Raw genomic sequence first — 25,505 nt, 5'->3', positions numbered from 1 at the left:
CCCGACGCCGTAGAGGCGCCCCGTCGTCTTCTGGTCGTCGCTCACTACTCCGCCTCGCTCGCGATCGCGTTGACGGCGGCGGCGGCCATGGCGCTGCCGCCGCGGCGGCCGCGCACCACGAGGTGCTCGAGGCCCAGCGGGTGGGCGGCCAGGGCGTCCTTGGACTCGGCGGCGCCGATGAAGCCGACGGGAACGCCTATGACGGCGGCGGGGCGGGGCGCCCCCTGCTCGATCATCTCCAGGAGCCGGAACAGCGCGGTGGGGGCGTTGCCGACGGCGACGACGGAGCCCTCCAGCCGGTCGCGCCACAGTTCGAGGGCGGCGGCGCTGCGCGTGGTGCCCATCTCGGCGGCGAGCGCGGGCACGGACGGGTCGGAGAGCGTGCAGATCACCTCGTTGTCGGCGGGCAGCCGCTTGCGCGTGACGCCGCTCGCCACCATCTGCGCGTCGCACAGGATCGGCGCGCCGGCGCGCAGGGCGGCGCGGGCGTGCAGGACGACGTCCGGGGAGTGGGCGAGGTCGCGGACGAGGTCGACCATCCCGCAGGCGTGAATCATGCGGACCGCGACCTGGGAGACCTCGGCCGGCAGCCCGGCGAGGTCCGCCTCCGCGCGGATCGTGGCAAAGGACTGGCGGTAGATCTCCGCGCCGTCCTTCTCGTAGTCGAACACTGTGCTCTCGCTCACTTCGTCGGTCGTTCGGTGGGGTCGGTGGGGTTGGTGCGCGCCGCCGCGAGGGCGTCGGCGAGCTCGGTCAGGGGGACGGTGTGCCGCGGTACTCCGGGTGCGGTCAGGTCGTAGCGGCCGTCGCCGGTCGCGACGACGTCCACCCAGGCGCCCTGAGGGTGCCCGCAACGGCGTTCGCAGCCGGACCAGTACACAGGCAGCCCGCCCGCGCCGGCGGCGATGCGCGCGGTGGCGTCGGCCCGTACGTCGGCGAGGGACTTGGCGCAGCCGGGCCGTCCGGTGCAGGCGCCGACGCCGGTCCAGGGGGAGTCGGGTCCGGTGACGAGGCCCGCGTCGGCGAGGCCGGGCAGGAGTGCGCCGGGAACGCCGGGAAGGACGACGCCGCGCCAGGGCGTGACGCGCAACTCGCCGGTGCCGTACGTCTCGGCGGTCCGGGCGAGCAGCCGCCACTGCGCGACACGCATCCGTCCGAGGGCGACGCCGACGTGGAGTGAGGCGGCCCCTTGCGCGCCGTGGACGACGCCGGGCACGGGGGTGGCGGGCTCGCCGCCCCGTCCGGGCCGGGCGGCCGCGTCGGCGTCCCCGCCGCGCGCGGCCGGGCCGGCGTCCGGTCCCGGCCCGGACCGGGACAACACGGACGCACCGGGCGACGCGTCAGCACCCGCACCCGCACCCGCACCCGCCGCGATACCCGCATCGCCCAGCCGGCGCGCGAGTTCCTGGCGGGACACCGCGTACTCCGGAGGGAGTTCCCGCACCCGCCACGCCCTCGTGCCGCCGGCGTCCGCCGCGTCCAGGAACGCCTCGGCCGCGAACAGCAGCGCACGCGCGCCGTCCTGCCTGCCGACCGTCAGCGTCTGCTCGCCGAGCAGGACCCGCACCCGCGTCCCGCCCGGCTCTGCGAGCAACATCACATCCGCGCCGAGCCCCGCCATGTCCCCGCGGCCGTCGTCCAGCGCGAACAGGAACCGGCCCGACAGCGCCGTGGCCCGCTCGCTCGCGCACAGCAGCCCGTCCAGTTCGCGTACGAGCGGCTGCACGTCGAGGTGTCCGCGGCCGTCCAGCCCGGACAGCGGCGAGGCGACGACGTTGCGCACGCGCTCGTGGGCGGGCGCGGGCAGCAGACCCGCCGCGTCCAGCAGTGCCGCCAACTCCCCTCCGCAGCCCCCGTCGAGGCCCCTCAGCTGAAGGTTGCCGCGGGATGTGATGTCGAGCGCGCCGTCGCCGAGCCGCTCGGCCGCGTCGGCCAGCGCGTACGCCTGCCGGGCGCTCAGCACCCCCGCGGGCACGCGGACGCGCGCCAGCGCACCGTCGTCCGCGGTGTGCAGTCGCAGCGCGCCGGGGCAGGCATCACCGCGGTCCCGTACGGGAGTTTCGTCCCGGTCCGGGCGGTTCGAGGGGGCCGAGGGCATGGCGGCGAGCATACCGACCATCACACAGGCCACCTGCTGCCGGAGACGTGACGGCCCTTACTATGCTGAACGGCGGGCCACACGGTCCGTCACCGCCGAAGACGGCGTCAGGGGAGGAAGCCCGGTGAGATCCCGGCGCGGTCCCGCCACTGTGAGCCCGGCAGCAGCGCAGCACGCGCACGCGACCGGGTGAGCCAGGAACTCCCGCCGTTTTCCACCGCCCGGGGCGCGGAAACCCCGAGGAAGGCCAGACGTCGCATGCCGCTCTCTTCCGAGGGACTGCCCTCGCAGCCCCGCATCCTGCTTCTGTCGACGTCCGACACCGACCTGCTCAGCGCCCGCGCGGCAGCCGGACCGGTCGCGTACCGCTTCGCGAACCCCTCCCGCCTCCCGGTCGAGGACCTCCCCGGCCTCCTGGAGGGCACCGACCTCGTCGTCGTACGCCTCCTCGGCGGGCTGCGCGCCTGGCAGGAGGGCATCGACCTGCTCCTCGCCCAGGACCGCCCGGTCGTCGTCCTCACCGGCGAACAGGCCCCCGACGCCCAGCTGATGGAGACCTCCACGGTCCCGATCGGCATCGCGGCCGAGGCCCACGCGTACCTCGCGCACGGCGGCCCGGCCAACCTGGAGCAGCTCGCCCGCTTCCTGTCCGACACCGTGCTGCTCACCGGCCACGGCTTCGAGCCCCCGGCGGCCGCGCCCACCTGGGGCCGCCTGGCGCGCACCCCGCGCCGGGAGGCCGACGGTCCCCTGATCGCCGTGCTCTACTACCGCGCCCACCACATGAGCGGCAACACCGCCTTCGTGGACGCCCTGTGCGGTGCGATCGAGGACGCCGGCGGCCGGGCCCTGCCCCTGTACGTGGCGTCTCTGCGCGCCCCCGAGCCGGAGCTGCTGGAGCAACTGCGCAGCGCCGACGCCCTGGTGACCACGGTGCTCGCGGCGGGCGGCACGCGCCCGGCCGAGGCGTCGGCGGGCGGCGACGACGAGTCGTGGGACGCGGGCGCGCTCGCGGCCCTGGACGTGCCGATCCTCCAGGCGCTGTGCCTGACGGGCCCGCGCTCGGCGTGGGAGGACAGCGACGAGGGTCTGTCCCCGCTGGACGCGGCCAGCCAGGTGGCGGTGCCGGAGTTCGACGGCCGGCTGATCACGGTCCCGTTCTCGTTCAAGGAGATCGACGAGGACGGCCTCCCGGCGTACGTCGCCGACCCCGAGCGCGCCGCCCGCGTCGCCGGGACGGCCGTACGCCACGCCCGGCTGCGCCACATCCCGAACGCGCGCAAGCGCATCGCGCTGGTCCTGTCCGCGTACCCGACCAAGCACTCCCGCATCGGCAACGCGGTCGGCCTGGACACCCCGGCCTCCGCCGTCGCCCTCCTCAGGCGCCTGCGCGCCGAGGGCTACGACTTCGGGCCCGAGGCGGACATCCCGGGCCTCGTCTCCGGCGACGGCGACGAGCTGATCCACGCGCTGATCGAGGCCGGCGGCCACGACCAGGACTGGCTGACCGAGGAGCAGCTCGCCCGCAACCCGGTCCGCATCCCGGCGGCCGACTACAAGCGCTGGTACGCCGAGCTCCCGGCCGAACTGCGCGAGGCCGTGGAGGAGCACTGGGGCCCGGCGCCCGGCGAGATGTTCCTGGACCGGTCCCGCAACCCCGAGGGCGACATCGTGCTGGCGGCCCTGCGCCGCGGCAACCTGCTGATCCTCATCCAGCCGCCGCGCGGTTTCGGCGAGAACCCGATCGCGATCTACCACGACCCCGATCTGCCGCCCTCGCACCACTACCTGGCCGCCTACCGCTGGATCGCCGCGTCGGCCGACGACGGCGGTTTCGGCGCGGACGCGATGATCCACCTGGGCAAGCACGGCAACCTGGAGTGGCTGCCGGGCAAGAACGCGGGCCTGTCCGCGGCCTGCGGCCCGGACGCGGCGCTCGGCGACCTCCCGCTCGTCTACCCGTTCCTCGTCAACGACCCGGGCGAGGGCACCCAGGCCAAGCGCCGGGCGCACGCCACGCTGGTCGACCACCTGGTGCCGCCGATGGCACGGGCGGAGTCGTACGGCGACATCGCACGCCTCGAACAACTGCTGGACGAGTACGCCCAGATCTCCTCCATGGACCCGTCCAAGCTGCCCGCGATCCGCGCGCAGATCTGGACGCTGATCCAGGCGGCGAAGCTGGATCACGACCTCGGGCTGGACGACCGCCCGGACGACGACGGCTTCGACGACTTCCTGCTGCACGTCGACGGCTGGCTGTGCGAGGTGAAGGACGCGCAGATCCGCGACGGTCTGCACGTCCTGGGCGGCGCGCCGACCGGCCCGGAGCGGGTCAACCTGGTCCTGTCGATCCTGCGCGCCCGTCAGATCTGGGGCGGTACGACGTCGCTGCCGGGCCTGCGGGAGGCGCTGGGCCTCGACGAGTCCGCGGCGACCCGGACGACGGCCGACGAGGCGGAGGCCACGGCCCGCGCGCTGGTCGAGGCGATGGAGGCGGCGGACTGGGACCCGGACGCGGTGCCCGCCTCCCACGGCGAGCAGGTCGCGGCGATCCTGCGCTTCGCGGCGCTCGAAGTGGTCCCGCGCCTGTCCCGTACGACGGACGAGATCACCCACGCGGTCCACGCGCTGAACGGCGGCTTCGTCCCGGCGGGCCCGTCCGGCTCGCCGCTGCGCGGCCTGGTCAACGTCCTGCCGACGGGCCGCAACTTCTACAGCGTCGACCCGAAGGCCGTCCCCTCGCGCCTCGCCTGGGAGACGGGCCAGGCGCTCGCCGACTCCCTCCTGGAGCGCTACCGCGCGGACAACGGCGAATGGCCCACGTCCGTCGGCCTGTCCCTGTGGGGAACGAGCGCGATGCGCACGGCGGGCGACGACATCGCCGAAGCACTCGCCCTGCTGGGCATCCGCCCGGTGTGGGACGACGCGTCGCGCCGCGTGACGGGCCTGGAGCCCGTCCCGCTCGCGGAGCTGGGCCGTCCGCGCGTGGACGTCACCCTGCGCATCTCGGGCTTCTTCCGGGACGCGTTCCCGCACACGATCGGCCTGCTGGACGACGCGGTGCGCCTGGCGGCGTCCCTGGACGAGCCGGCCACCGAGAACCACGTCCGCGCCCACACCCAGGCCGACCTGGCCGAACACGGCGACGAACGCCGCGCCACGACCCGTATCTTCGGCTCCCGCCCCGGCACGTACGGCGCGGGCATCCTCCAGCTGATCGACTCCCGCGACTGGCGCACGGACGCGGACCTGGCCGAGGTCTACACGGTGTGGGGCGGCTACGCGTACGGCCGCGGTCTGGAGGGCCGCCCGGCGCGCGCCGAGATGGAGACGGCGTACAAGCGGATCGCGGTCGCGGCGAAGAACACGGACACGCGCGAGCACGACATCGCGGACTCCGACGACTACTTCCAGTACCACGGCGGCATGGTGGCCACGGTCCGCGCCCTGCGCGGCACGGCCCCCGAGGCGTACATCGGCGACTCCACCCGCCCGGAGACGGTCCGCACCCGCACCCTGGTCGAGGAGACGTCCCGCGTCTTCCGCGCCCGCGTGGTCAACCCCCGCTGGATCGAGGCGATGCGCCGCCACGGCTACAAGGGCGCCTTCGAACTGGCGGCGACCGTCGACTACCTCTTCGGCTACGACGCGACGACGGGCGTGGTCGCGGACTGGATGTACGACAAGCTGACCCAGACGTACGTCCTGGACCCGGTGAACCGCGCCTTCCTCCAGGAGGCCAACCCCTGGGCCCTGCACGGCATCGCGGAACGCCTCCTGGAGGCGGAGTCCCGTGGCATGTGGGAGAAGCCGGACCCGGCGGTGCTGGAGGGTCTGCGGCAGGTGTTCCTCGAGACGGAGGGCGACCTGGAGGACGGGGCGGACGAGTAGGGCCGGTCCGGGAGGTGCCCCCAGAGTGGCTCGCCCAGTTCGACCTGCCGGACGACGACTCGGAGGACGACGGCGCCTGGCTCTGCGCCCCGGACGGCGTCGGCCCGCGGCTGTCCATCCTCAAGGTCCCCGAGCCCAAGACGGCGAGGAACCGGCTCCACATGGACGTCCGCGTCCCGGGGCACGGCACGCCCGAGCAGAGGTGGGAGCGGATCCGGGCGGAGTCAAAGCGGCTGGTCGCGGCGGGCGGCAGCGTCCTGGAGGTCTTCGACGGGCATCACGTCCTGATGGCGGACCCGGAAGGCGACGAATTCTGTGTCGGGGCGGGGCCGGCGACGGTCTGAGAAGCACCTCTTCCCTCCCTCGGGTGCCCAAATCCCTTACGCTGGCGACCGGTTGCATCAGTCCGGGGCCCGGCGTACCCCCGGACTTGCTGGTCAGTGCCCCCGTACCGCCCCACGGACCGCTTCCCAGGAGGGTTTCTCGTGTCGGAACACCACCCCATGTCTGACGCTGCCGCGGAGATACGCGCCCGGATCGACACGAGCAGGCCGCACTCCGCCCGCTTCTGGAACTACTTCGTCGGCGGCAAGGACAACTACGAGGTCGACCGCCAGACCGGCGACCACATCAAGCAGATCTTCCCCGGCCTGGTCGACGTGGCGCGCACGAGCCGGCACTTCCTCGGGCGGGCGGTGACGCACCTGGCGGGCGAGCAGGGCATCCGGCAGTTCCTGGACATCGGCACCGGCCTGCCGACCGCCGACAACACCCACGAGGTGGCGCAGCGGGTGGCGCCGGACTCGCGCATCGTCTACGTCGACAACGACCCGATGGTGCTCGCCCACGCCCGCGCCCTCCTCACGAGCACGCCCGAGGGCCGCACGGCGTACCTGGACGCCAACCTGTACGCGCCGGACGACATCCTGAAGGCGGCGGAGTCCACGCTCGACTTCTCCGAGCCCGTCGCGCTGATGATCCTCAACACACTGGGCCATGTCGCCGACTACGCCGAGGCGCGCGACCTGGTCGCGCGGCTCATGGCGGGTCTGCCGTCCGGCAGTCACCTGGTGATCAGCGACAGCACCGCGACGAGCGACGGCATGATCGCGGCGTCGAACGCGTACAACCAGAGCGGCGCGATCCCCTACTACGTGCGCAGCGTGGAGGAGATCACCGGCTTCTTCGACGGCCTGGAGCTGGCGTCCCCGGGCGTCGTCCAGGTCACGCAGTGGCGCCCGTCCGACACCGAGGACGATGCGCCGGCGGTGGACGCGTACTGCGGGGTGGGCCGCAAGCCGTAACCCCGGCGCACACGCCCCGCCGCCGCACCGGCCGGCGCGGCGGCGGCCCAACTCACGTGCTGGTAGGGCCAGTACACTCCCGGCCATGCCGGCAGCCGAGCCGCCTCTCGCGGGCGACGAGACCGCCACCCTCCTGGGCTCCCTGGAACGCCGGCGCGCGACCCTGTTGTGGAAGTGCTCGGGGCTGGACGCGGCCGGAATGCGGGCGACGGTCGGCGCGTCCTCGATGACGCTGGGCGGACTGCTCAAACACGTGGCCCACGTCGAGGACGCGCACTTCTCCCGTCTGCTGCTCGGCAAGGAGCACCCAGGACCGCCGTGGGACGCGGTGGACTGGGAGTCCGACCCGGACTGGGCCTGGCGCTCGGCCGCCGAGGACACCCCCGAGCAGCTCGTCGCGCTCTGGCAGGAGGCCGTGTCCCGCTCGCGCTCCCTCGTCCGGGAGGCGCTGACCACAGCGGGCCCCGAGCAACTGGGCCGCTTCACCACGCCCCGTGGCGAATGCCCCAGCCTTCGCCGCATCCTGATCGACCTGATCGAGGAGTACGCCCGCCACGTCGGCCACGCGGACCTCACCCGCGAGTCGGTCGACGGCCTCACGGGCGAGGACCCACCGGGCTGAGAGGGCCTTGCGCTGGGACGCACCGCCCTGCCCCCTCGCCTATCCGGCGAGGTCGAGCTCAACCTTCTGCCGGGTGCCCCAGCCGGTCTTGTAGCACGTCGCCATGGCGTACCAGCGCACGACCCGGAAGACGGTGAAGGCGAAGATCTGGGCGACGGGGGCGGCCAGGAAGGTCAGGAAGTGGGACCAGAACGGGTCGTCGCTGCGCTTGAAGCCGAGGTACCGGAGGGCCTGGCCGTACCCGATGAGCACCGGGATGAGCAGCAGCTCCCACATCCACGCCTGCTCCACAGCGGGCAGATAGACGAACAACACCACGAAGATGACGGTGGACAGCACCATCTGTATCCAGCCGAGCAGGTGTCCCCAGTACGCGTAGTTGTCCAGGCGCAGGTATCGGAAGCGCCAGAAGGTGCGGATGAAGGCTCCTCGCATCCACCGGGTGTACATTCGGAACAGCTGGCTGAAGTTGTCGGGCATCAAGGTGGTGGCGAAGGCGGTGGGCTGCTGCACCGCCTTGCCCCGCTGAAGGGCGTAGATGGTCAGCATGGAGTCGTCGGAGAACTCGACCTTGCGGCCCAGGAAGGTCTCGTTGAGGTAGCCGTCCAGATTGTCGTCCAGGATGCCCGCACGGTAGGCCGCAAGAACGCCGGAGTTCACCAGGACACCACCCAGGGCGCTCTGCGCGGATCGGTCCACCAACTGGCCCACGACGAACCACAGATCCGTCATGCGCACGAGCATGTCCCTCCACCTGCGCTGCCTCCCTTGGCCGTTGACATTGCCGCGCAGGTTCGAGGCGAGGACGATCCCGGCTACCGACTGGATGTCCTTGTCCGCGAACGGCTTGAGGATCTCCGCGAAGGCGTGCTCGTCCAGGTTCGCGTCCGAGTCCACCGTCACGTAGACGTCCGTGGTGACGCCGGCCTGCTGGGCGCCGGTGACAGCAAGACCCTGGGCGTGGCGCTTGCCCGGTGTGGGGGTGGACTCCCAGATGAGGGGGATCCCCAGTGCTGAGCACTGCTTCTCGAACCAGGCTTCGACAGCGGAGTAGTCCACCGAGTTGTCGTTCTCGATGACGATGATGCACTGCGGCAGGCGGGACTGGCGCAGGATGGAAGCGAGGCATTCCCTGAAGGCGTTGGGGCCCTCGTTGCGGACCGGGATGGGGACGGTGACCCGCAGCTGTTCGAGCTGCTTCTGCTGCCGCGGGGTGACCTTCTTCGGCCGTTCGGAGAAGTACAGGACGCACTGCCACATCAGCATGAGGAAGGCGAGTGCGTAAACGGTGGCGAAGTGCTGCCCCTGGCCCTGCCAGGTGGTGATGCCGGAGTGGATGTGGCGGACCAGCCAGACGGAAAGGGCCGCCCCCGAGAGGGCGACCCCTGCCAGAATGCGGGTCCGAGTACGGCGTACTCGGATCAGATTCATACCTCAGAAACCCCCTTGTTCCTGCGGTAGCTCGTTCGGACGAGGACAGCGCCACCGATGACGATCAGGACAGCCAAGGCCAGCAGCCACAGCTGCTGGAAGGCGATCCCACCCACGGTGATGGCTCCGGCTCCGGTAGCGGCGAGGCTGCCGCTCCCCCCTGTGTAGTTCATGTGTGCTGCTCCTGGATGGACGGTGTGGACAGGTGACCCGTCCCGCTCGCCGTGGGGGGAGGGGCGAGTGAATATGGAACGTGTCTGCACGTGTCCTCACCCCTGCCTGTCGGCCATGCGTGGGGCACGGCTCACAAGCGGTGGGGAAGGGCGAGGAGTCAACTCATCGGATACTGAGGGTACTTACACAGTCACACCGATGCTCCATGATTCCACCACTTCGTCATCACAATTCGAAAGATCCAGGCAGATCCGGGGACGCCTCCCCGCGCCCGGGCCCGGCGGCTCGCCCTCCATGACCGGACTCCACACATGAGCTCACCCCGTGGCCGTCACGCGGCAGGCACGGATCGGGCGCGACGCGCCTTCCGATCCTCAGCTCCGGCCCGCTCGGTCGGCGGCGACCATTCCGGCCGCACGTGACTCAACCAGTTCGGGCTGCGGTTCGCGTCGCGGTTCCGGCAGATGCACCGACGCGGCCTTCCGTTCCCACAGACTGGTGGTCCGTACGTAGCCGTAGACCACGGAGGTCGTCGCCAGGACGAGCAGCGGCCCGAACACCCACGGATGTTCGGCCATCTCCACCGACAGATAGCGATACGACACCAAGAGCGCAGCGAAGACCGCGGTGCCGTAGACGACCATCTGAATACCCGGCCGGTCCCAGCCGCGGTCGAGCGCGCGCAGCGCCGTCTCGATCGTGAGCGTGAAGACCACACCGGCGATGATGTCCGCGCCGTAGTGGTAGCCGAAGCCCAGTGTTGCGCCGAGCGTGGCGATCAGCCAGAAGGCGCCCAGGAAGCGCAGAGCCCACGGGCCCTTGAGGGAGTGGATGAAGATCGCGGTAGCCCACGCCGTGTGCAGACTGGGCATGCAGTTGCGCGGGGTGATCCCGTCGAAGGGCATCGGGTGCGGGGTGCCGACCGGCGGCGGCGTGTCCGGCCACAGATCGGCCACCGCCCAGTGACCCCCGTCTGCACCGTAGACGAAGATCGGTCCGACCACCGGGAAGATCATGTAGATGCCCGGCCCGAGCAGGCCGATGACGAGAAATGTGCGCACCAGATGATGACCCGGGAAGCGGCGCTCGACCGCCACGTTGCGCAGCTGGTACAGCGCGACGACGACCGCGGCCACCGCGAGCTGAATGTAGACCCAGTCCAGGACGTGGGCGCCGACCGAGCCGGTGGCCGCGACAATCCGGCCCACCACCCACGACGGGTCGCCCAACGCGTGATCGGCGGTTGCCACGTACTGGTCGAGCACCGTCGGGCGCGTCTTCGACGTGATCAGCAGCCAGGTGTATCCGGTCTTGCGGCCGGCCACCAGCAGCAGGGCCAGTCCGACGCCTTTCAACAGCAGGACGCGGTCACGGCCGGTGCGGCGCGTGACGGCGATGACGGCACAGGCCAAAGTCACCCACAACGCGCCGTTGCCGATCATCATCTTGGCGTCGACAGCCCACCGCACAAGCCAGAAGGCGACGTCGATGCCGATCGCGGCCCCGACCGCGATGAACCGCTGCCGCCAGGTGAGCACCACCATCATCAACGCCATGCTGACGTACAGCACCGTCCCCGATTTGGGGGCGAATATCACCTCTCGCGCCTGGTCGGTGATCGGCCCCCGCTCGCCGTACCGACGCGCGGCGATCTCCAGTGCAATGAGGAATACGAGGCCCACCGCACTCACCGCGCCCCACAGCATGACGCGTGGTTGACGCCATGCAGCCAACCGAGGGCTGCCGCCTCGCCGCGAAGACCCTCGCGCCAGTGTGGATATCAATTTTTCAGCCGATTTGTGATATTTCAATACGATCGATAAGAGCTCGAACATGCTAGCGGAACAAGGGGGTTTCGCTGATCACGGGTAGGTCAAATACAGCGATCGGCTCCCCCTTGCCCGCGGCACGACCACGGCGGTCACGTAGCGCTGCGCGGGCCGGGTCGGGGCGGCGGGGCGGCTCCGCGGGCGGAGGGCGGGTGCCGGGGTGGAGGCTCGAGCCCTCAACGCGGGGGAGTGCGTGGTCCGTCCGGTCGCAGGCTGGTCGAAACGGACATGCCCCTGGCGCCGGACGCCGGCTCGCCCCGGCCGGCCGACATCTGCCCGGAACGCCTGGTCGTCGGAACCGCAGACCCGGCAGGCGGTCTCTGTCCCACCTCCGTGTTCACCTCGACCGCGCCTACGGATCACGCCAAATGCGGCCGCGCCTCACATGACGACCAGATCACCCGGTCGTTCTGGCGGCGGATCGTGACGTAGAGGGCTCCGCAGCACCCGGGAGTGCAGTCGGGCTCGGACACAACGATGCGCCGCGGGTCTTCCGTCGCTGCCAGCGGCCAGACCTGCGCCGGACCGGCCCATACGTCGTGGCAGCTGGCCAGCCCCTCGGGAGGACTTCCTTCACCACATCTCGGCCGTCGATGAACGGGCGCACCTGCACCCAGTGCGACCAGGCGTCGGGCTCCGGGACGATGTGGCGCAGGCTGAGAGTGCTGATCGGCTGCTCAAGAGGCATCTGCTCATGATCAGGCAGAGCGATGCTCGCGCCTCTCGCATTTACGGGCGCGGACCACACGGTCCCATCCGACGTGAGCCAAGGCTGGTGCCGTTGTCCGTGTCGTGTGCGCGTGGCCGGTCCGGGGGGTGGCTGCCGGGCCAATCAGGGGCGTTGACCAGGCGGGTGCCGTCGGTTCTGGTCGGTGAGGTGCCGGCCCTCACAGGGCGGGCGGAGGCCGCGAGGCGCCCAGCAGCTTGATGTCCCGGCCTTGGCTGCCCCGCCACCACGAACGTCGGCCGGCAGACTGGAGACCCGCACCCCCGACCCGTTCTGGAAATGGCCATCCGGTTCGAGTCGGGCCAGGTGGGCTGACTCTGCTCTAGGAGATCACCCCGCCGGAAGCCTCGATCAGCCAGTACAACGAGCCGGTTCCATACGGCCAGCCGGTGGTGGCGACATCGATCCAGCCGGTGTCCGGCCCGCGACTGGCGGCGTCCCACCACCACCAACTGCGGTCGTCGCCTTCGCCGTCGACGGGGTCGAAGTAGTAGAGCCAGTTCGACAGCTTCCAGGGGCCTCGGGAAGCGGCAACCTTCTCGTCCCAGGTCATTGCCTGCAACCGCGCCAACCGAGTGGCGAAATCCAAGGAGGGATCCGTTCAGGTGCGCATGCCTGCACGAACCAAGGGGGCAGCAGCTGCGGCCAGTCCTCCTCAGCAGGCCATGGCTCTACGTGCTCGATCACCCGCCCGAGCACGTCACGAGCCCGCTCGATCACCGAGTCCGGTTCGTCGGCCGAGAAGTGCACGCGCACCACGAACGCCTGCTCGTCGGGCTCCGGCCCGTTCCGGATCCGCCGGAGTTCGTTCACTGGAGTCTCCATGAAGGAGGAGTGTGTCGCATGCGAGCTGCCGCAGACGACCGGCTCCGGGCCCCTCGACTGCCCGGCAATGTCGCTGGTCAGCACAAGACCCCGGCGCGCCGCCCGCTCGGCCGTCGCTCGACGCCACCGGGGACGACGTGCGGCTTCACCGCGCGTGTGATGCGCTTGATGGAGTGGACGACCCGAGGTACTACCCCGGCCCGACCCTTGGCGGGCCTTTCCCCCACAGGCGGTCTCCGTGCAGAAGCGGAGACGGGCTGTGACAAGGAGGAGCCATGTCCGAGACGAAATCGGCACGGCACCTGAGCGGCCTGCGGAACGCTCGCTATGGCGAAGTCCTTCTCATCTCGCCGGACGAGGAAGGTCGTCTCAAGGCAACCGTCTACAACACCTTCGGTCTCAACGACTGCCCGCCGGAGCGGTGGAACGCGCTCGACCCCCGTGCGCTGGCCGAAAGGTTCAACGTGCCGATGGTGTTCCTGAACGGACCCCGCTTCTGGACGATCGACGAGGTCACGGCATTCGAGTGGGGGAACACCGCGATGTTCGACGGTCTCGAGGCCCGCTGCGTGGCCGAACTCCGCATCCCCGCGGAGATCGACCTCACCGGGGCGACGGCCAAGAAGTTCTACGTCGACGCCACGGTGAAACGGGACACCGAGTACGTCCTGTCCAGCGGCAAACCAGTGCACGCGCTGCTCGCTCCGGGCGACCGCACATATGTCCTGCAGGCGTACTCCCACACCGTGGACGACAGCCAGACGTTGGACTCCCTGGCCACGCTCGGCCAGCGCCTGCGACTCCCGCAAGGCTGGCAGTACCGGGTCCACATCCCGGACGACGACCTTGTCGTGCGGACCGTCGCGGGAGATGCCCACGTCGTGCAGGACGAACTGGAGAACACCTACATGCTCCTCGCCCACTGAGCCGTGGCCCGGCGGCAGGCGCTGCGATTGCGGCGGTATGCGTCGTCGAACCGGGCATCGACCAGCGGGATGGTCCCGACGTCTTGACCAAGGAAAGGGCTGACCCAGGGTGCTGAACAGTGGTGGACGCTCGGCCTTGTTGAGGACTGCACTCGCGGGAGCGCTGCTCGTCACCGGCCTCGCAGTCGCCTCGAGTGGCGGCGACAGTGCCAAGGCTGACACGAACGGCAAGGTCACAGTCGTGTACGACAACGCGATCAAGCCGAAGGACCGGCAGGCCGTAGAGGTGATCCGGAAGTCTCGCGTGTTCGAGCAGGTCGCCGACTGGGTGAACAAGTCGGTCGCCCTCCCGCATGACCTGGTGGTGAAAGTCACCGACAAGGTCCCACCGGGGGTTACGGACGCGGTCACCCAGCCCGACGGCAGGACGATCTTTGTGCCCCCGTCGTTCCTGACCCGGATCGAAGGGGTGCTCAGCAACGTGGTCAAGACCGTCAAGCGTCCCGCCCTGTTCCCCAAGGCCAGTTTCAACGCCGACGACCTGACTGTGCTGTCGACCCAGTTCATCTTCGGCCACGAGATGGGCCATGCTCTGCAGCGTCAGCTTCTGCTTCCGAACCTCGGCCTCGAGGAAGACGCCGCCGACGGGTTCGCGTCGTTCTATACCGTCAACGAGGTCGGGCCGGGTCCGTCGCTGGCCGCCGCAATTCTCTTCGACGAGGTCGCCCGCGAGGAGGGCGAGTTGACGCTGGAGGGCCTCTCGAGCGATCACCCTGTCACCCAGCAACGGGTCTTCAACTTCCTTTGCTACCTCGAGGGGAGCGACCCGAAGAAGTTCCACGGGCCCCTGGTCGGTGCAGGTTACCTGCCGAAAACGCGCGCCCCGTTGTGTCCGCAGGCATGGGCGATGCTGGACTTCGGCTGGTGGACCCAACTCGAGCCACATTTCAGCGAGGCATTCAGGGACCAGGGCGACAAGACGCAGGAGGACGCACGCGACCAGCTGATCGCGGAGACGAAGGCCTTCGAGAGGCAGCTCGACAAGATCCGCAGCGGGCAATGAGCATTCAGAGCCGTCGGCTCGCATCTCCTGCCACCCCTGAGAACTGCTGACAACGGACAACACCATGGGGTCGCTGGTCAGCCCATGCAGGCGACGCAGCGCATGGGGTCTTCCGAGAGGAAGACGGCGAACCGTCGCTGTGAGCCGGTGATCGTCGCCAAGGAGACGCGATCTGTTCCTGCGGCAGAGAGCGACTCGACGACGCAGATCAGGAAGGTCCGGCCGGCAGAGGCCGACGAGGAGCGTGGCCGTCTGCGGGCTTGCCCAGGTCACCCTGACAAGGTCGGCGCTCGCGCTCGGACTCGTGCAGGTGACGGTTGAGTATGGGTACTCATGCTGGCCGCACAGTGTCTGACGCACGAAGTCCGGGGGGCGGTTCGGGGGTCCAGAACCAGCGCGGGGCCGTCAACATCCGCTTTGTAAGCCTGGCAGCGGCATCACAGGCATCACCCCAGCTCATCACCTATGGAAGTTGCGACGGCCGTTCCGAGGGGGTAGACCCCGTGGTCGCCCTCAATTGACCACGGCTGACCGCTCGATCTGGCACGAACACCGAGGGAGCCGCCCTCTGGAAGCATGGGTTTCATGGATATAAGGACGGAGCTGCAGAGACTGGTGGGGTCGCTGGCGGACGGCAAGAGCGTCTACGGGCTGGTGACTCCCGGAGGCGTCGGCGCCGTTGCTCAGGAGGTTCACCGTCTCGCCGAGGAGGCACAGCAGGCATGGGCGCGCTATACCGTGCAGGGCGCTGAGGGGCCGGACTCACCGGTAGAGATTGCCAACGTGCTGAGTGAGGCGAGCGGACATCGCGCGGTAGAGCTACTGACCCATCTGTCGGTCCATGACCTGGTGTTCCCTGGGCGCCTTCGGGCCGACCGTGCGCATGCGCTTCGAGCCGCTGAGCGCCTTGTGAAACTCATGGGCCACGAGGCTCGATGGTGGACGAACATCGACGACTTCTCCTCCGGCGTCCGAGCATGGAGCCCCGTGACCCGACAGACCTTCGACGGCGTTGTGGCGGGCGCTGGGAACGGGCTTGTTGTTGCGCTGCTTCAGGTGGGCGAAGACTGAACACGCCGGCAACCAGTAGGCGACCACCGCCTCAGGAGTTCGATCGGGCCGGGACGCTGACGCTTGGTGCTGTCCTCATGACGACCGGACCGGGACGCCGATATGCCCCCCTGTCCCCGGCCGTTGACGTCAGCGTAGTTGTCAGAGACCTTCTGATCCGCCGCTCTAACCGGATGGGTCAGCGACAGTGATACCGGCCGCTACGAGGCCCCGAGGAACGCTGCAGGACGGGGGGTTGCTGGGGTTGCGGTACTGCGCTGCTGCACTCCGGCCGCGTCCCTTTCGTGTACGCGCAGTCGGTCCGAGACCCTGATCTCGGTCTGGACGCGAGGTGATTGAACATCATGGATTGGCAGACACCATGCTGAGAGTCGAAGAGCTGGAGGCGGCGCTTCCGTCGATGACACAGTGGCGTGCGCCGGCGCGCCGTAGCGTGGACTGGGCGACCCTCGAGGCGGACCTGGGTACGGCGCTGCCCTCGGACTTCCGCTCTCTGGCGGAGGCGTATCCGGTCCTGGTCGTCGACGACTTCCTGAAGGTGTCCGTTCCCCGGCCCGGTGCCGAGGCGTCATGGGCGTCCGCGTCCAGAGAGGACGAGATCCTTCAGGATCTGTACGAGATGGGCGACACCGAGGGCTACGTTCCCTACCCGCAGCCGGGAGGCCTGATCTGCTGGGCGGAGTCCACTTCGGGGGACTCCTTCTACTGGAGGACGAGCCCCGCGGCCCCGGACGCATGGCCGGTGGTCGTCCGTGGAGACAACGGCGACTGGTCGGAGTTCCCGGTCGGTGCCGTCGAGTTCCTAGCCGGCGTGTACCGGCGCACCATCCACGTGCCGGGCATGCCCAGGAGCTTCCCGAGTGACGACCCGAAGGTGCTGGGCCTGAGCGACCGCATCGACTGATCGGCTACAGCTCCGCAGGCACAGGTGACAGCGATCACCCTTCCCCGGCACGCTGTCAGCCATGAGGTTGTTCCGTGCGGTGGCGATCGGCTTTGTTCAGGGAGCTTAGAGCGTCCGGCAGTAGGCGTTACTTCAGCCTGCGGGTGGTGGCGCGGCCGCCTTCAAGGTGACGCCGAAGGCGTTCTCGGACTTCGTCGAGGCAGCGGCCCGCGGCTCGCTCTGACGCATACAGCGGCACAGAACAGGGAGGCGCCCGGCCGGGAACTCCGGCCGGGCGCCTCCACTGCTTCCCCTGGCGGGAGCTAGTCCACCGAGGCGATCGCCGTCTCGCGGGCGGCCGTCTCCGTGCCGTCGGCGAGGGTGGCGGTCACGCGGTAGTACGTGGTCGTGCCCTTGGGCATGGTGGTGTCCACGTACGACCAGCTGGTGCTGTCACCGCGCGTCTGGACGTCAACCTTGTCGAAGACGTGGGCCGACCGGTTCCAGCGGTAGACGGTGAAGCTGGTCACCTTGCTGCCGTTGGCGCCCGTGTCGCTGCCCAGCCACCAGCGGACCGAGCCGTACACGTCGCCGTTGAGGTGGCCGAGCGGGTTGTCACCCACGGCCGGGTCGGCGTCGACGTCGGGGCGCAGGTCGAGCTCGGTGACGTCCTGGACGGAGGCGCCGGTCTCCGGGGTGAGCTGGTTGCCGTACTGGTCGACGGCGACGACGCTGTAGCGGACCTGCTCCCCATCGGCGACCGTACGGTCGAGGTGGTGGGTCTCCGTGAACTCCTTGGGCCTGAGGGTCCAGGCGTCGATGAGCGGCTTGTAGACCCACTCGCCGTCGATGAGGGTGCCCCGCATGATGCGGTAGTGGTCGAGACCGGGGTCGTCACTGGCGTCCCAGCTCAGCGAGACGCCGTTCTCCTGGGCGGTGGCGGTCATGCCCGTCACCGGGGGCGGCGGGGTGCTGTTCCCTGCGACGGCGACCGGCATCTCGACAGAGGGGGTGCCCCCGTTCCCCGCGTCGTCCACAGCTACGACCGAGTAGTAGTACGTGGCGCCCGGCGGCGGGGCCGCCTCCGTGAAGGACGTGCCCTGGATGCCCTTGGCGACCTCCACGACCGTGCGCCCGCTCTCCGTGCGCGGCTTGTCGTAGCGCACGACCGTGTAACCGACGAAGTCCTCGCTGGTGGCCTCCGACTTGTCCCAGGTCAGCGTGACCCCGCGCTCGTCCTCGACCGCCGTCGCGTTGTACGCGGTGTTCACGGGACCCGTCTTGTCCCGCGTGTAGAGCTCCGCCGTGCCGGAAGCCGCCGACTCGTTGCCGTGCGTGTCGACCGCCGTGACGACGTAGTAGTACGTGTCCCCGGTCTGCGGCAGCGGCTGCTCGTACCAGGCTCCGCTGAGCGGCTTGTCGCCGTTCAGCCGGTTCGCCGCGGTGAGCACGACCGGCCAGCCGGTGGTGGAGCGGTACACGTTGTACCCGGCGAGGTCCGCCTCGGTGTTCCCGTACCAGGAGAGGCTGACCTTCTCGGAGTAGTCGGGCTTCCAGGCGTCCTCGACCCCCTTCGGCGCCGCGGGAGCGCTCTCGTCGACGGTGGTGACGGACTTGTCCGCCGTACCCGCGGACGCGTTGCCCGCCTTGTCGTAGGCGCGGACCTCGTAGTAGTAGACCGCGCCGTTCTTCGGCAGCGTGGTGTCCGTGTACGAGGTGGAGGTCGTCGTGGCCAGCGGCTTGGTGCCGTACGAGGTGCCCTGGAGCCGGCGGTACACGCGGTAGCCTGCGAGGTCCATCTCCTTGTTGGCCGTCCAGCTGAAGTTGGCCTGGTACGAGGAGCCGTACGTAAGGGAGGTGCCGGTGGGCACGAGGGGCTTGACCGTGTCGACGGTGGCGGACGTGCGGGGCAGGTAGTCCGCCTTGACGTTCGCGGCGCCCGTCCAGTTGACGAAGTCGAAGCGGAGGGTGTGCGTCCCGGACGGGATGGTGATGTTGACGGTCTTCGTCTGGGTCGTCGAGACGTTCTTCCAGATGTCGACCTTGCGCGTGCCGTCGAGGTAGACGCGCAGGCCGTCGCGGGTCGCGACGGGGATCGAGAACGGGCCGCCGGAGCCGAAGTCCCGGGTGACCGTCCAGCGCACGCCGAAGTAGTTGCTGGGCAGCCCGGCGGCGGGGGCGCCGGTGCCCCAGTTCTGATCGATCTTCGCATCGCAGTCGGTCTTCTTCGGCGTACCGGAGAAGGTCGTGTTCGCGTAGAACTGCCTTTTGAAGACGGGCGACTTACAGGTCACGGTCGCCGTGGCGGCACCGGCGGCGGACGTGCACGTGAGCAGGGCTCCGGTCGTCGCGAGGACGGTGGTCGCGGCGAGGGCGGACGCACGAGTGGCTCGGTTCATGCCTTCCTTCGTTCTGGGTCGGCGGTGGGAAGACGGTGTCTTCCCACCGCCGACCCAGACCTTCGGGAAGAGCGGGGGGTTGTGCGGGCTTCGGGTGTGGCGTCCCTCACATATGGCGTGGGGGCGGGTGTCGTGTTCGTACGAGTACGCCACGGGCCGCCGTACCAGGGCTGGGTGAGGCCGGCGACCCGCTGCCGCACGGGGACCGTCATCCTGTGCGGGGCTGGGGCCCGTCCACTCCTGCCGGGGCGCACGGGGAGAGTGCGCGTGCCACGGGCGCGTGCGCCCCGTTCACACAGGCGCGCCTCCCCGCCGCCGCTGTGGGCAGGCGTTCCTCCCCCAGTGCCTTGGAGCTAGGCGTCTTGCGGGCGGTCTCGCCGGTGAAGCCGAGTTCCGCCAGTGCACAACGGGTCTTGTCGCTGTCGTAGCCGCGGTCCAGGTTGACGCTTACCTGCTCGGGCAGCGGCCCAACCTGGGTCTTCGCGGCTTCCAGGGTCGGCACCAGCAGGGGCGAGTCATGCCGGTTGGCCCCGCTGGGATCAGGCCGAGTGGGACGCCGCGGGCCTCGGAGGCCACCGAGCGCTTCTGGTCCTGCTTGCCCCGGTCCACCGGGGAGCGTCCGGCGGCCTCGCCGCCGCAGGGCGCCTTGGTGATGCAGCAGTCCACGGACAGCTCGCCGAGCTCCAGGCCGATCATGCGGTCGTACGCCTGCAGCGCCAGTGTGTGGACCTGCGCGGATATCCCCAGCTCGGCCCAGTATGTGAGGCGCCGCCGGTGGTGCGGTCCGAACAGCCGGGCCCGGCGATGCGCTCGAACACGATCCGGTCGGGGATGCGCGGGTTGTGGCAGCCCAGCGGGTGGCTGTCCACGTGCTCGGGCAGCAGCGCCGCGAATTGGTCCCACAGGGGGTCGAGCAGGCACGATGGCAGAACAGGCACGAGCCCTCCGGTGATCACTGAGCGTAGAGAACTCCATGATCACCGGAGTTCGTGCCTGCTCTTCGTTCGGGGCACCCTCCGACCGCCGGTGCACGCCTACTGCCGGTCGCCCTTAACGGCGTTCTTCCGGTGCCTAGCCTTCCCCGTCACCAGTTTGGAAGATCCCGTAGGTGCTTCCGGTTGACCTGCCAGTTCGCTGACCTGCCGGGGGAGCGGCCTCGTCACTCTTGTTCCCCGCGGCTCCCCGCTCGCCTCCGACCGGTCGGGCACGCGCGGGGCACGCGGCACCCGCCAGGAGCGCCCATCGCCGGATCAAGCATCATGTGCGCATGCTGCTGACCTTCGGTCCCGACCGCCAGACGCGCGAGTTCACCTGCGACTGCTGCAATGCGCCCATTGAGCGGGCGTGGGACTTCATCTATGCCGACGGTGCTCCGCACGCCGTGTACTTCGCGAACTGCTACCACCACACCGACCGAGACCACGATGCCTGGATAGACGTCATCTTCGGGTCGTGGGGCGAGGGACCGGACCAGTGGAGTGACCACGTCGCCTTCGCCTGCCGCATCGGTCCGGTGGTGGGGCAGACCACGCCTGCCTCCACGCTTGTGACCGCAGGCCTGACCCACCCCGACGGGCCGCTCTTCGGGCTGAAACTCGATCGCGAAGCCGCCTTGCAGCACCCGCGCTTGAACGAGTTCTGGAAGGTCTCGGACTTCATCCTGGAGAACGACCCACTGGTGCGAGGGCACATCTACGGCCACTAGGAAACGAGGTCGGCGGAGTCTTAATGACCCAGTCAAGCTGCCGAGGCAGCCGTTGGTGGGGCTGTCGTGAAGCGCCGACTGTCTCGGAGTAGGGCCCAGAGGACGTTGACGCGTCGGCGGGCGAGGGCGATCACGGCTTGGATGTGTTTGCAGCCTTCGCCACGCTTCTTCAAGTAGTAGTCGCGGTTGGGGCCTTCGCGGATGATGCTGGTCTGGGCGGACAGGTAGAAGACCCGGCGGAGGCGGCGGCTGTAGCGCTTGGGGCGGTGGAGGTTGCCTGTGCGGCGTCCGGAGTCCCTGGGGACGGGCACGAGTCCGGCGGCGGAGGCGAGGTGGCCGGCGTCGGGGTAGGCGGCCAGGTCGCCTGCGGCGACGATGAACTCGGCGCCGAGGATGGGGCCCATGCCCGGCAGGGACTCGATGATGTCGGCCTGGGGGTGGGTGTGGAAGGTCTGCCGGATCTGTTGGTCGATGTGCTTGAGCCGGTCGTCCAGGGCCAGTACCTGAGCGGCAATGTCTGCGACGATTGCGGCGGCGATGTCCTGGCCCGGCAGCGTGGTGTGCTGGGCCTGCGCGGCGTGGAGTGCGGTGGCGGCAACCGAGGCGGGGTTGCGCACCTTCCGGCCTGCCAGCCAGGCGGTGAGGCGGGCCTGGCCGCGGCGGCGTAGGGCGCTTTCCAGCGTGGGGAAGATGCCGGTGAGCACGTCGCGGAGCCGGTTGAGCATGCGGACTCGATCGGCGATCAGATCGGTTCGGCGGGCGGTCAGCAGTGCCAGGTCGGCGGCGAGCTGGGCGGGCACCTCGATAGAGCTGAAGTCTCGCCGCAATCGCGCGGTGTCGGCGATCACGTAGGCGTCGCGAGCGTCCGTCTTGGCTTCACTGCGGTAGGCGCCGGACATCCGGTTGACCGTCCGGCCGGGAACGTAGACGACCTGTTGGCCGTGGGCGGCGAGTAAGGCCAGCAACAGCGCGGATGCTGTGCCGGCGATGTCCACGGCCCAGTGCACCTCGTCCGCGAGGTCGAGAAGCTCGCCGAGTGCGGTCAGAATCGCGGCTTCGTCGTTGTGAACTTTCCGGCTCCAGGCCGTTGCCCCGGCGTCGTCGACCGCGGCCAGCCAGTGATGGGCCTTGCCTGCGTCGATCCCGACCCAGAGGCGGGTCACATGCTCGGCCATGTGCTTCTCCTCAGCGTCAGGCAGCATGCCGTTCGGTCCGAGGAACACCCGCCGTCAGCTCCGTAAACAGCGACCAATGCGCACATCTCAATCAGCGGCCAGGGCGTCCCGGAGAGTCGGGCGGCCACTCCACCGGAGCCACCTATGGGCAAGCGGTTTTAGAGCCACACCCGACTCTCCCGGACCACCGAACAACTTACGGAGCGGCTTTGGGCGGGAGCTGCCATGGGGCGAGAGATCGGGGCCGGTGAGCTTGCCGCGACTCGGGCAGTCTGTGGACCTGCCCGCTAGAGCCCGATGTGGTCTCCGATCTTCGAGGCTCGCCCCATGGTGGCTGCCTAAAGCCGTGGAGCCGGCCGCCCCAGCCCCATCCGGGTTCACCGCCATCAACCCTTCGTCGTTGGCGTGCGGTCGGCGCCCGGGCCAGAGCGGGGCCAAGAAAGGAGCGCCGCCCGAGTCGCCGGACCGCGCGACGCCGCGCTGTGCGCGAGGCAAGCGCCTTGACCTCGTAGAGAAGGCTCTTACTCACTTCATCCCGAGCGGCTTCGGGCACGAGCCGACTCGTGAACCCTTGGGCGCACAGGCGCTCGTAGGCTGCCGTGACATCGGCAGAAACACCCTGGCTGATCAGGGACTGCGCTGGGTACATCGGGAGCCGCTGAAAGGCTCCGACCAGCATGTCAATGACCAGATGGGACCACCGCCGCCACTGTCAAGGTGGATGTCAAAGGCCCCCAGCCGTGATCGGCTGGGGGCCTTCGCACTGGTGGGCGCGGACGGTTTCGAACCGCCGACATCTGCTTTGTAAGAGCAGCGCTCTACCCCTGAGCTACGCACCCGTGGATGCGCCACAGCCTACCTTGCGCACACCCCCCACCTCCAAACCCATGGGCGACCTGGGGGCCGGCCCCACCCCCGATGCGGTGGGCCGCCGTATCGAGACCCGGCCGGAGGGCTCGTAGCGTGGGCGCATCAGCCGTGCCACCTGGGGGAACGATCGCCATGTCCGTCATCCGTCATCGCCCAGCCCGCGTCGCGCTCGCCGGCGCCGCCGTTCTCGTCGGCGTCCTCGGCGTCCATGGGTGCGGGAGCGCCGATGCGAACGAGGCTCCCGTGGAGAGGAAGGCGTTCGCCTTCGGGGGCAAGGCGCTGACCGTCGACGCCGACGGCTCCGCACTCGAGATCGTGCCCGCCGACATCGACGACGTGCAGGTCACCCGTCAGGTCGACGGGTGGGTGATGTTCGGCAGCGGGCCCTCGGCCTCGTGGGGCATGCGGGACGGGACGCTGACGCTGGACGTGACCCTGCGAGGCCGTCGCCAGTGACTGCGAGGCGCGGCACCGCGTCAAGGTGCCCCGTGACGTCGCCGTCACCGTCGACGACGACAACGGGAGCGGCACCGCCGACGGGTTCACCACCCCGCTGAAGATCACCTCCGACAACGGCAGCGTGACCGTACGCGACTCCAGCGGGCCGCTCACGCTCGGCAGCGACAACGGCAGCATCGTCACGGAGCGTGTCACCTCCAGGATCGTCACCGCCACGTCCGACAACGGGTCCGTACGGCTCGGGCTCGGCGCCGTGCCCGAGCGGGTCGAGACCGTGAGCGACAACGGACGCATCGACATCGAGCTGCCCGCTTCCGGCGCTCCGTACGCCGTCAGGGCCGAGAGCCGCAACGGCGACGTGGACATCGCCGTGCCGACCGACGACGACAGCAGGCACATCGTCACGGCACGCAGCGACAACGGGAAAGTCGTGGTGCGCAGCATGAACTAACAGGCCCGTGTGTTCGTCCTTCTGGTGGGAGTATTGACCGGAACGGGCACGGCGGACACGGCACGGGAGAGGCATGTGACGGCGAGACACGCGCGGCCGCACCGCGAGGCGCGAGCGAGCGCCGTCCGGGACGTGCGGGACGCCCTCGCGCTGGTGCTGCTCCCGCTGCCGCTCCTCGCCGCCGCGCTGCCGGCGGCCTTCGCCGCGGGCGGCACGCGGCGCTGGTTCGGCGGGCGCGGCGAGAGCCAGCGGGCCGACGCCCAGGCCGCGAAGGACGCGGCGGCCGCCGCGTTCTACGAGCTGGACAGCGCCCAGCGCGATCTGCGGATCTCGATCGAGACGATCAGCGCCGTGGACAGTTCGCCGGGTGCCCGCCGCGCGGTGGACGACTTCGCCTCGCTGGGGCGCCGTATCGACGAGGTGAGCCACACCTACATCACCGCCGTCGACGCGCATGACCTCGACCGGGACGATCTGGAGGCGTCGGTCGCCGCCCGGGCGCGTACGGAGCTTCACCGGGCCAAGGACGAGCTCGTACGGGTCAAGGGCGAGCTCGACCGGTTCGCGCAGGGGCTCGGGCCGCTGCTCGACAAGGCGGAGACGCAGCTCGCCCGGCTCGCGCCCGCCGTGGAGCGTGCGCGACAGGCGCTCCTCTCCGCGAGCAATGCTCTCGATTCGGTGCGCAGCTCCGGACTGAGAGCGGACGATCTCGCCGGCCGGCTCGCCGCCCTCGGCCCCGAGCTGACCAAGCTGAACGAGGGCGCCGGCCGGCACGGCGTGACCGAGACGCTCCAGCGCGCCGACCGCGTGCTGCGCGACGCCGAGGCCGTACGGGCCGAGGCCGAGCGGCTGCCCGAGCGCGCGGCCGAGATCGACCGGCGCCTGGTGTCCCTGCGCACCCGTGCCCAGGCCCTGAGCACCCGCGCCGATTCCGTCCAGCCCGTCCTCAGCGAGCTGCGGCGGCGTTTCTCGGCGGAGTGCTGGCAGGACCTCCAGCCCGTTCCCGAGCAGGCCGCGGTCGGCATCCGCCGGGCGGAGGAGAAGTTGAAGGAGGCCGGCAAGGCGCGCGAGGAGCAGCGCTGGCCCGACGCCACCGCCCTGCTCAGTACGGTCCGCGCCCTGCTCAACGCCACGGACGAGGCCGTCTCCGCGGCCGGCGGCCGTCTTCAGCGGCTCAACGCCGTCGCCAAGGATCCGCAGCAGGAGATCGAACGGACCCGGTTCGCGATCCGTGACGCCCAGCGGCTGGCCATGACCGGGCGGAACACCCCGGACCCGCGCCATGCCCGGCCCCTGGACGACTCGGTAGCCCGCCTGGAGCGGGCGGTGTCCGGGCTGGAGGGCCGCCACCCCGACTACTGGCACTTCCTGCAGGAGACGGAGGCGGTGCGGCGCGCGGTCGCGCATGTCGTCGAGCGGATCCGCGAGGAGCGCGGCGGCGGCACCGGGCGCGTCTGATCCGCGGGGCGCTCGCCCCCGACCGGCAACGGCGGCAGCGGAAGGGGCCCGACACCGGACGCGTCTGACCCGAGGGCGCTCGCCCACGGCCGGCAGCGGCGGCGGAAGGGGCCCGGCCACGTACGCCCCCGCCCCGAGGCC

General features: G+C 70.1%; 18 protein-coding genes, 1 tRNA gene, 3 pseudogenes and 1 riboswitch. Of the genes and pseudogenes, 11 read left to right on the top strand and 11 right to left on the bottom strand.

Annotated elements, in window-relative coordinates; translation table 11 throughout:
- Positions 1-44 precede the first annotated feature (44 nt).
- A complete protein-coding gene (locus ACWD0A_RS18355; RefSeq protein ID WP_177150061.1) occupies positions 45-671 on the bottom strand; it encodes a precorrin-8X methylmutase in 627 nt (208 codons plus the stop codon).
- A gap of 11 nt (positions 672-682) precedes the next feature.
- A complete protein-coding gene (gene cobG, locus ACWD0A_RS18350) occupies positions 683-2,098 on the bottom strand; it encodes a precorrin-3B synthase (protein ID WP_451299273.1) in 1,416 nt (471 codons plus the stop codon).
- Between the two features lie 79 nt (positions 2,099-2,177).
- A riboswitch (cobalamin riboswitch) is annotated at positions 2,178-2,311 on the top strand.
- A 45-nt stretch (positions 2,312-2,356) separates the two neighbouring features.
- On the opposite strand from cobG, the gene cobN reads away from it, so the two are divergent.
- From cobN to ACWD0A_RS18330, 4 genes and pseudogenes are all read left to right on the top strand, one after another.
- Positions 2,357-5,992, top strand: coding sequence for a cobaltochelatase subunit CobN (gene cobN, locus ACWD0A_RS18345; protein WP_451299271.1), 3,636 nt, complete (start codon positions 2,357-2,359; stop codon positions 5,990-5,992).
- A pseudogene (locus ACWD0A_RS18340) lies at positions 5,989-6,336 on the top strand (VOC family protein); the annotation flags it as partial. The gene cobN and the pseudogene ACWD0A_RS18340, both read left to right, overlap by 4 nt.
- 159 nt (positions 6,337-6,495) lie before the next feature.
- A complete protein-coding gene (locus ACWD0A_RS18335) occupies positions 6,496-7,296 on the top strand; it encodes an SAM-dependent methyltransferase (RefSeq protein ID WP_451299269.1) in 801 nt (266 codons plus the stop codon).
- An 85-nt stretch (positions 7,297-7,381) separates the two neighbouring features.
- Positions 7,382-7,918, top strand: coding sequence for a DinB family protein (locus tag ACWD0A_RS18330; RefSeq protein ID WP_451299267.1), 537 nt, complete (start codon positions 7,382-7,384; stop codon positions 7,916-7,918).
- Positions 7,919-7,957: 39 nt separating this feature from the next.
- Here ACWD0A_RS18330 and ACWD0A_RS18325 read toward each other — a convergent pair whose 3' ends face one another.
- The 5 genes from ACWD0A_RS18325 to ACWD0A_RS18305 all read right to left on the bottom strand — a co-directional run bounded on the left by ACWD0A_RS18325 (position 7,958) and on the right by ACWD0A_RS18305 (position 12,892).
- Positions 7,958-9,349 carry a glycosyltransferase gene (locus tag ACWD0A_RS18325; protein WP_451299265.1) on the bottom strand — a complete coding sequence of 464 codons (1,392 nt, stop codon included), beginning with the start codon at positions 9,347-9,349 and terminating at the stop codon, positions 7,958-7,960.
- A complete protein-coding gene (locus ACWD0A_RS18320; protein ID WP_177150028.1) occupies positions 9,346-9,522 on the bottom strand; it encodes a hypothetical protein in 177 nt (58 codons plus the stop codon). Before ACWD0A_RS18320 ends, ACWD0A_RS18325 begins: the two co-directional genes overlap by 4 nt.
- Positions 9,523-9,897: 375 nt before the next feature.
- The gene (locus tag ACWD0A_RS18315) at positions 9,898-11,229 is read right to left on the bottom strand and encodes a phosphatase PAP2 family protein (protein WP_451299263.1); all 1,332 of its coding nucleotides are present in this window, start codon (positions 11,227-11,229) and stop codon (positions 9,898-9,900) included.
- A 1,172-nt stretch (positions 11,230-12,401) separates the two neighbouring features.
- Positions 12,402-12,632 carry a hypothetical protein gene (locus ACWD0A_RS18310; RefSeq protein ID WP_451299261.1) on the bottom strand — a complete coding sequence of 77 codons (231 nt, stop codon included), beginning with the start codon at positions 12,630-12,632 and terminating at the stop codon, positions 12,402-12,404.
- Positions 12,629-12,892, bottom strand: a complete 264-nt coding sequence (locus ACWD0A_RS18305; protein WP_451299259.1) for a hypothetical protein — start codon at positions 12,890-12,892, stop codon at positions 12,629-12,631. Before ACWD0A_RS18305 ends, ACWD0A_RS18310 begins: the two co-directional genes overlap by 4 nt.
- A 287-nt stretch (positions 12,893-13,179) precedes the next feature.
- On the opposite strand from ACWD0A_RS18305, the gene ACWD0A_RS18300 reads away from it, so the two are divergent.
- The 4 genes from ACWD0A_RS18300 to ACWD0A_RS18285 all read left to right on the top strand — a co-directional run bounded on the left by ACWD0A_RS18300 (position 13,180) and on the right by ACWD0A_RS18285 (position 16,868).
- Positions 13,180-13,830 carry a hypothetical protein gene (locus ACWD0A_RS18300; RefSeq protein ID WP_451299257.1) on the top strand — a complete coding sequence of 217 codons (651 nt, stop codon included), beginning with the start codon at positions 13,180-13,182 and terminating at the stop codon, positions 13,828-13,830.
- Positions 13,831-13,939: 109 nt separating this feature from the next.
- Positions 13,940-14,893, top strand: a complete 954-nt coding sequence (locus tag ACWD0A_RS18295) for a DUF4344 domain-containing metallopeptidase (RefSeq protein WP_451299255.1) — start codon at positions 13,940-13,942, stop codon at positions 14,891-14,893.
- Positions 14,894-15,478: 585 nt separating this feature from the next.
- The gene (locus ACWD0A_RS18290; protein WP_451299253.1) at positions 15,479-15,964 is read left to right on the top strand and encodes a hypothetical protein; all 486 of its coding nucleotides are present in this window, start codon (positions 15,479-15,481) and stop codon (positions 15,962-15,964) included.
- Between the two features lie 361 nt (positions 15,965-16,325).
- Complete coding sequence (locus ACWD0A_RS18285; RefSeq protein ID WP_451299251.1) at positions 16,326-16,868, top strand: SMI1/KNR4 family protein; 543 nt, start codon at positions 16,326-16,328, stop codon at positions 16,866-16,868.
- A gap of 302 nt (positions 16,869-17,170) precedes the next feature.
- Here the strand turns inward: ACWD0A_RS18285 and ACWD0A_RS18280 are convergent, their stop codons facing one another.
- Together ACWD0A_RS18280 and ACWD0A_RS18275 are read right to left on the bottom strand one after the other, a co-directional pair.
- A complete protein-coding gene (locus ACWD0A_RS18280) occupies positions 17,171-19,246 on the bottom strand; it encodes a PA14 domain-containing protein (RefSeq protein ID WP_451299249.1) in 2,076 nt (691 codons plus the stop codon).
- A 361-nt stretch (positions 19,247-19,607) separates the two neighbouring features.
- Positions 19,608-20,184 (bottom strand): annotated as a pseudogene (locus tag ACWD0A_RS18275) (IS5/IS1182 family transposase); the annotation flags it as partial.
- 329 nt (positions 20,185-20,513) lie between these two features.
- On the opposite strand from ACWD0A_RS18275, the gene ACWD0A_RS18270 reads away from it, so the two are divergent.
- Positions 20,514-20,951: a hypothetical protein gene (locus ACWD0A_RS18270; protein WP_451299247.1), complete on the top strand. Its 438-nt coding sequence runs from the start codon at positions 20,514-20,516 to the stop codon at positions 20,949-20,951.
- Between the two features lie 32 nt (positions 20,952-20,983).
- On the opposite strand, the gene ACWD0A_RS18265 is transcribed toward ACWD0A_RS18270, so the two are convergent.
- Positions 20,984-22,126 carry an IS110 family transposase gene (locus ACWD0A_RS18265; RefSeq protein WP_451299245.1) on the bottom strand — a complete coding sequence of 381 codons (1,143 nt, stop codon included), beginning with the start codon at positions 22,124-22,126 and terminating at the stop codon, positions 20,984-20,986.
- Positions 22,127-22,890: 764 nt separating this feature from the next.
- A tRNA-Val gene (locus ACWD0A_RS18260) sits at positions 22,891-22,965 on the bottom strand.
- 163 nt (positions 22,966-23,128) lie between these two features.
- Between ACWD0A_RS18260 and ACWD0A_RS18255 the strand changes: the two are divergent.
- Both ACWD0A_RS18255 and ACWD0A_RS18250 read left to right on the top strand, forming a co-directional pair.
- A pseudogene (locus ACWD0A_RS18255) lies at positions 23,129-23,906 on the top strand (DUF4097 family beta strand repeat-containing protein).
- 75 nt (positions 23,907-23,981) lie between these two features.
- On the top strand, positions 23,982-25,364 hold the full coding sequence (locus ACWD0A_RS18250; protein ID WP_451299243.1) for a hypothetical protein: 1,383 nt from the start codon (positions 23,982-23,984) through the stop codon (positions 25,362-25,364).
- The last annotated feature ends 141 nt before the right edge of the window (positions 25,365-25,505 follow it).

The organism is Streptomyces sp. NPDC002867, assembly GCF_053591895.1.
This window is presented reverse-complemented; position numbering and strand designations above follow the sequence as displayed.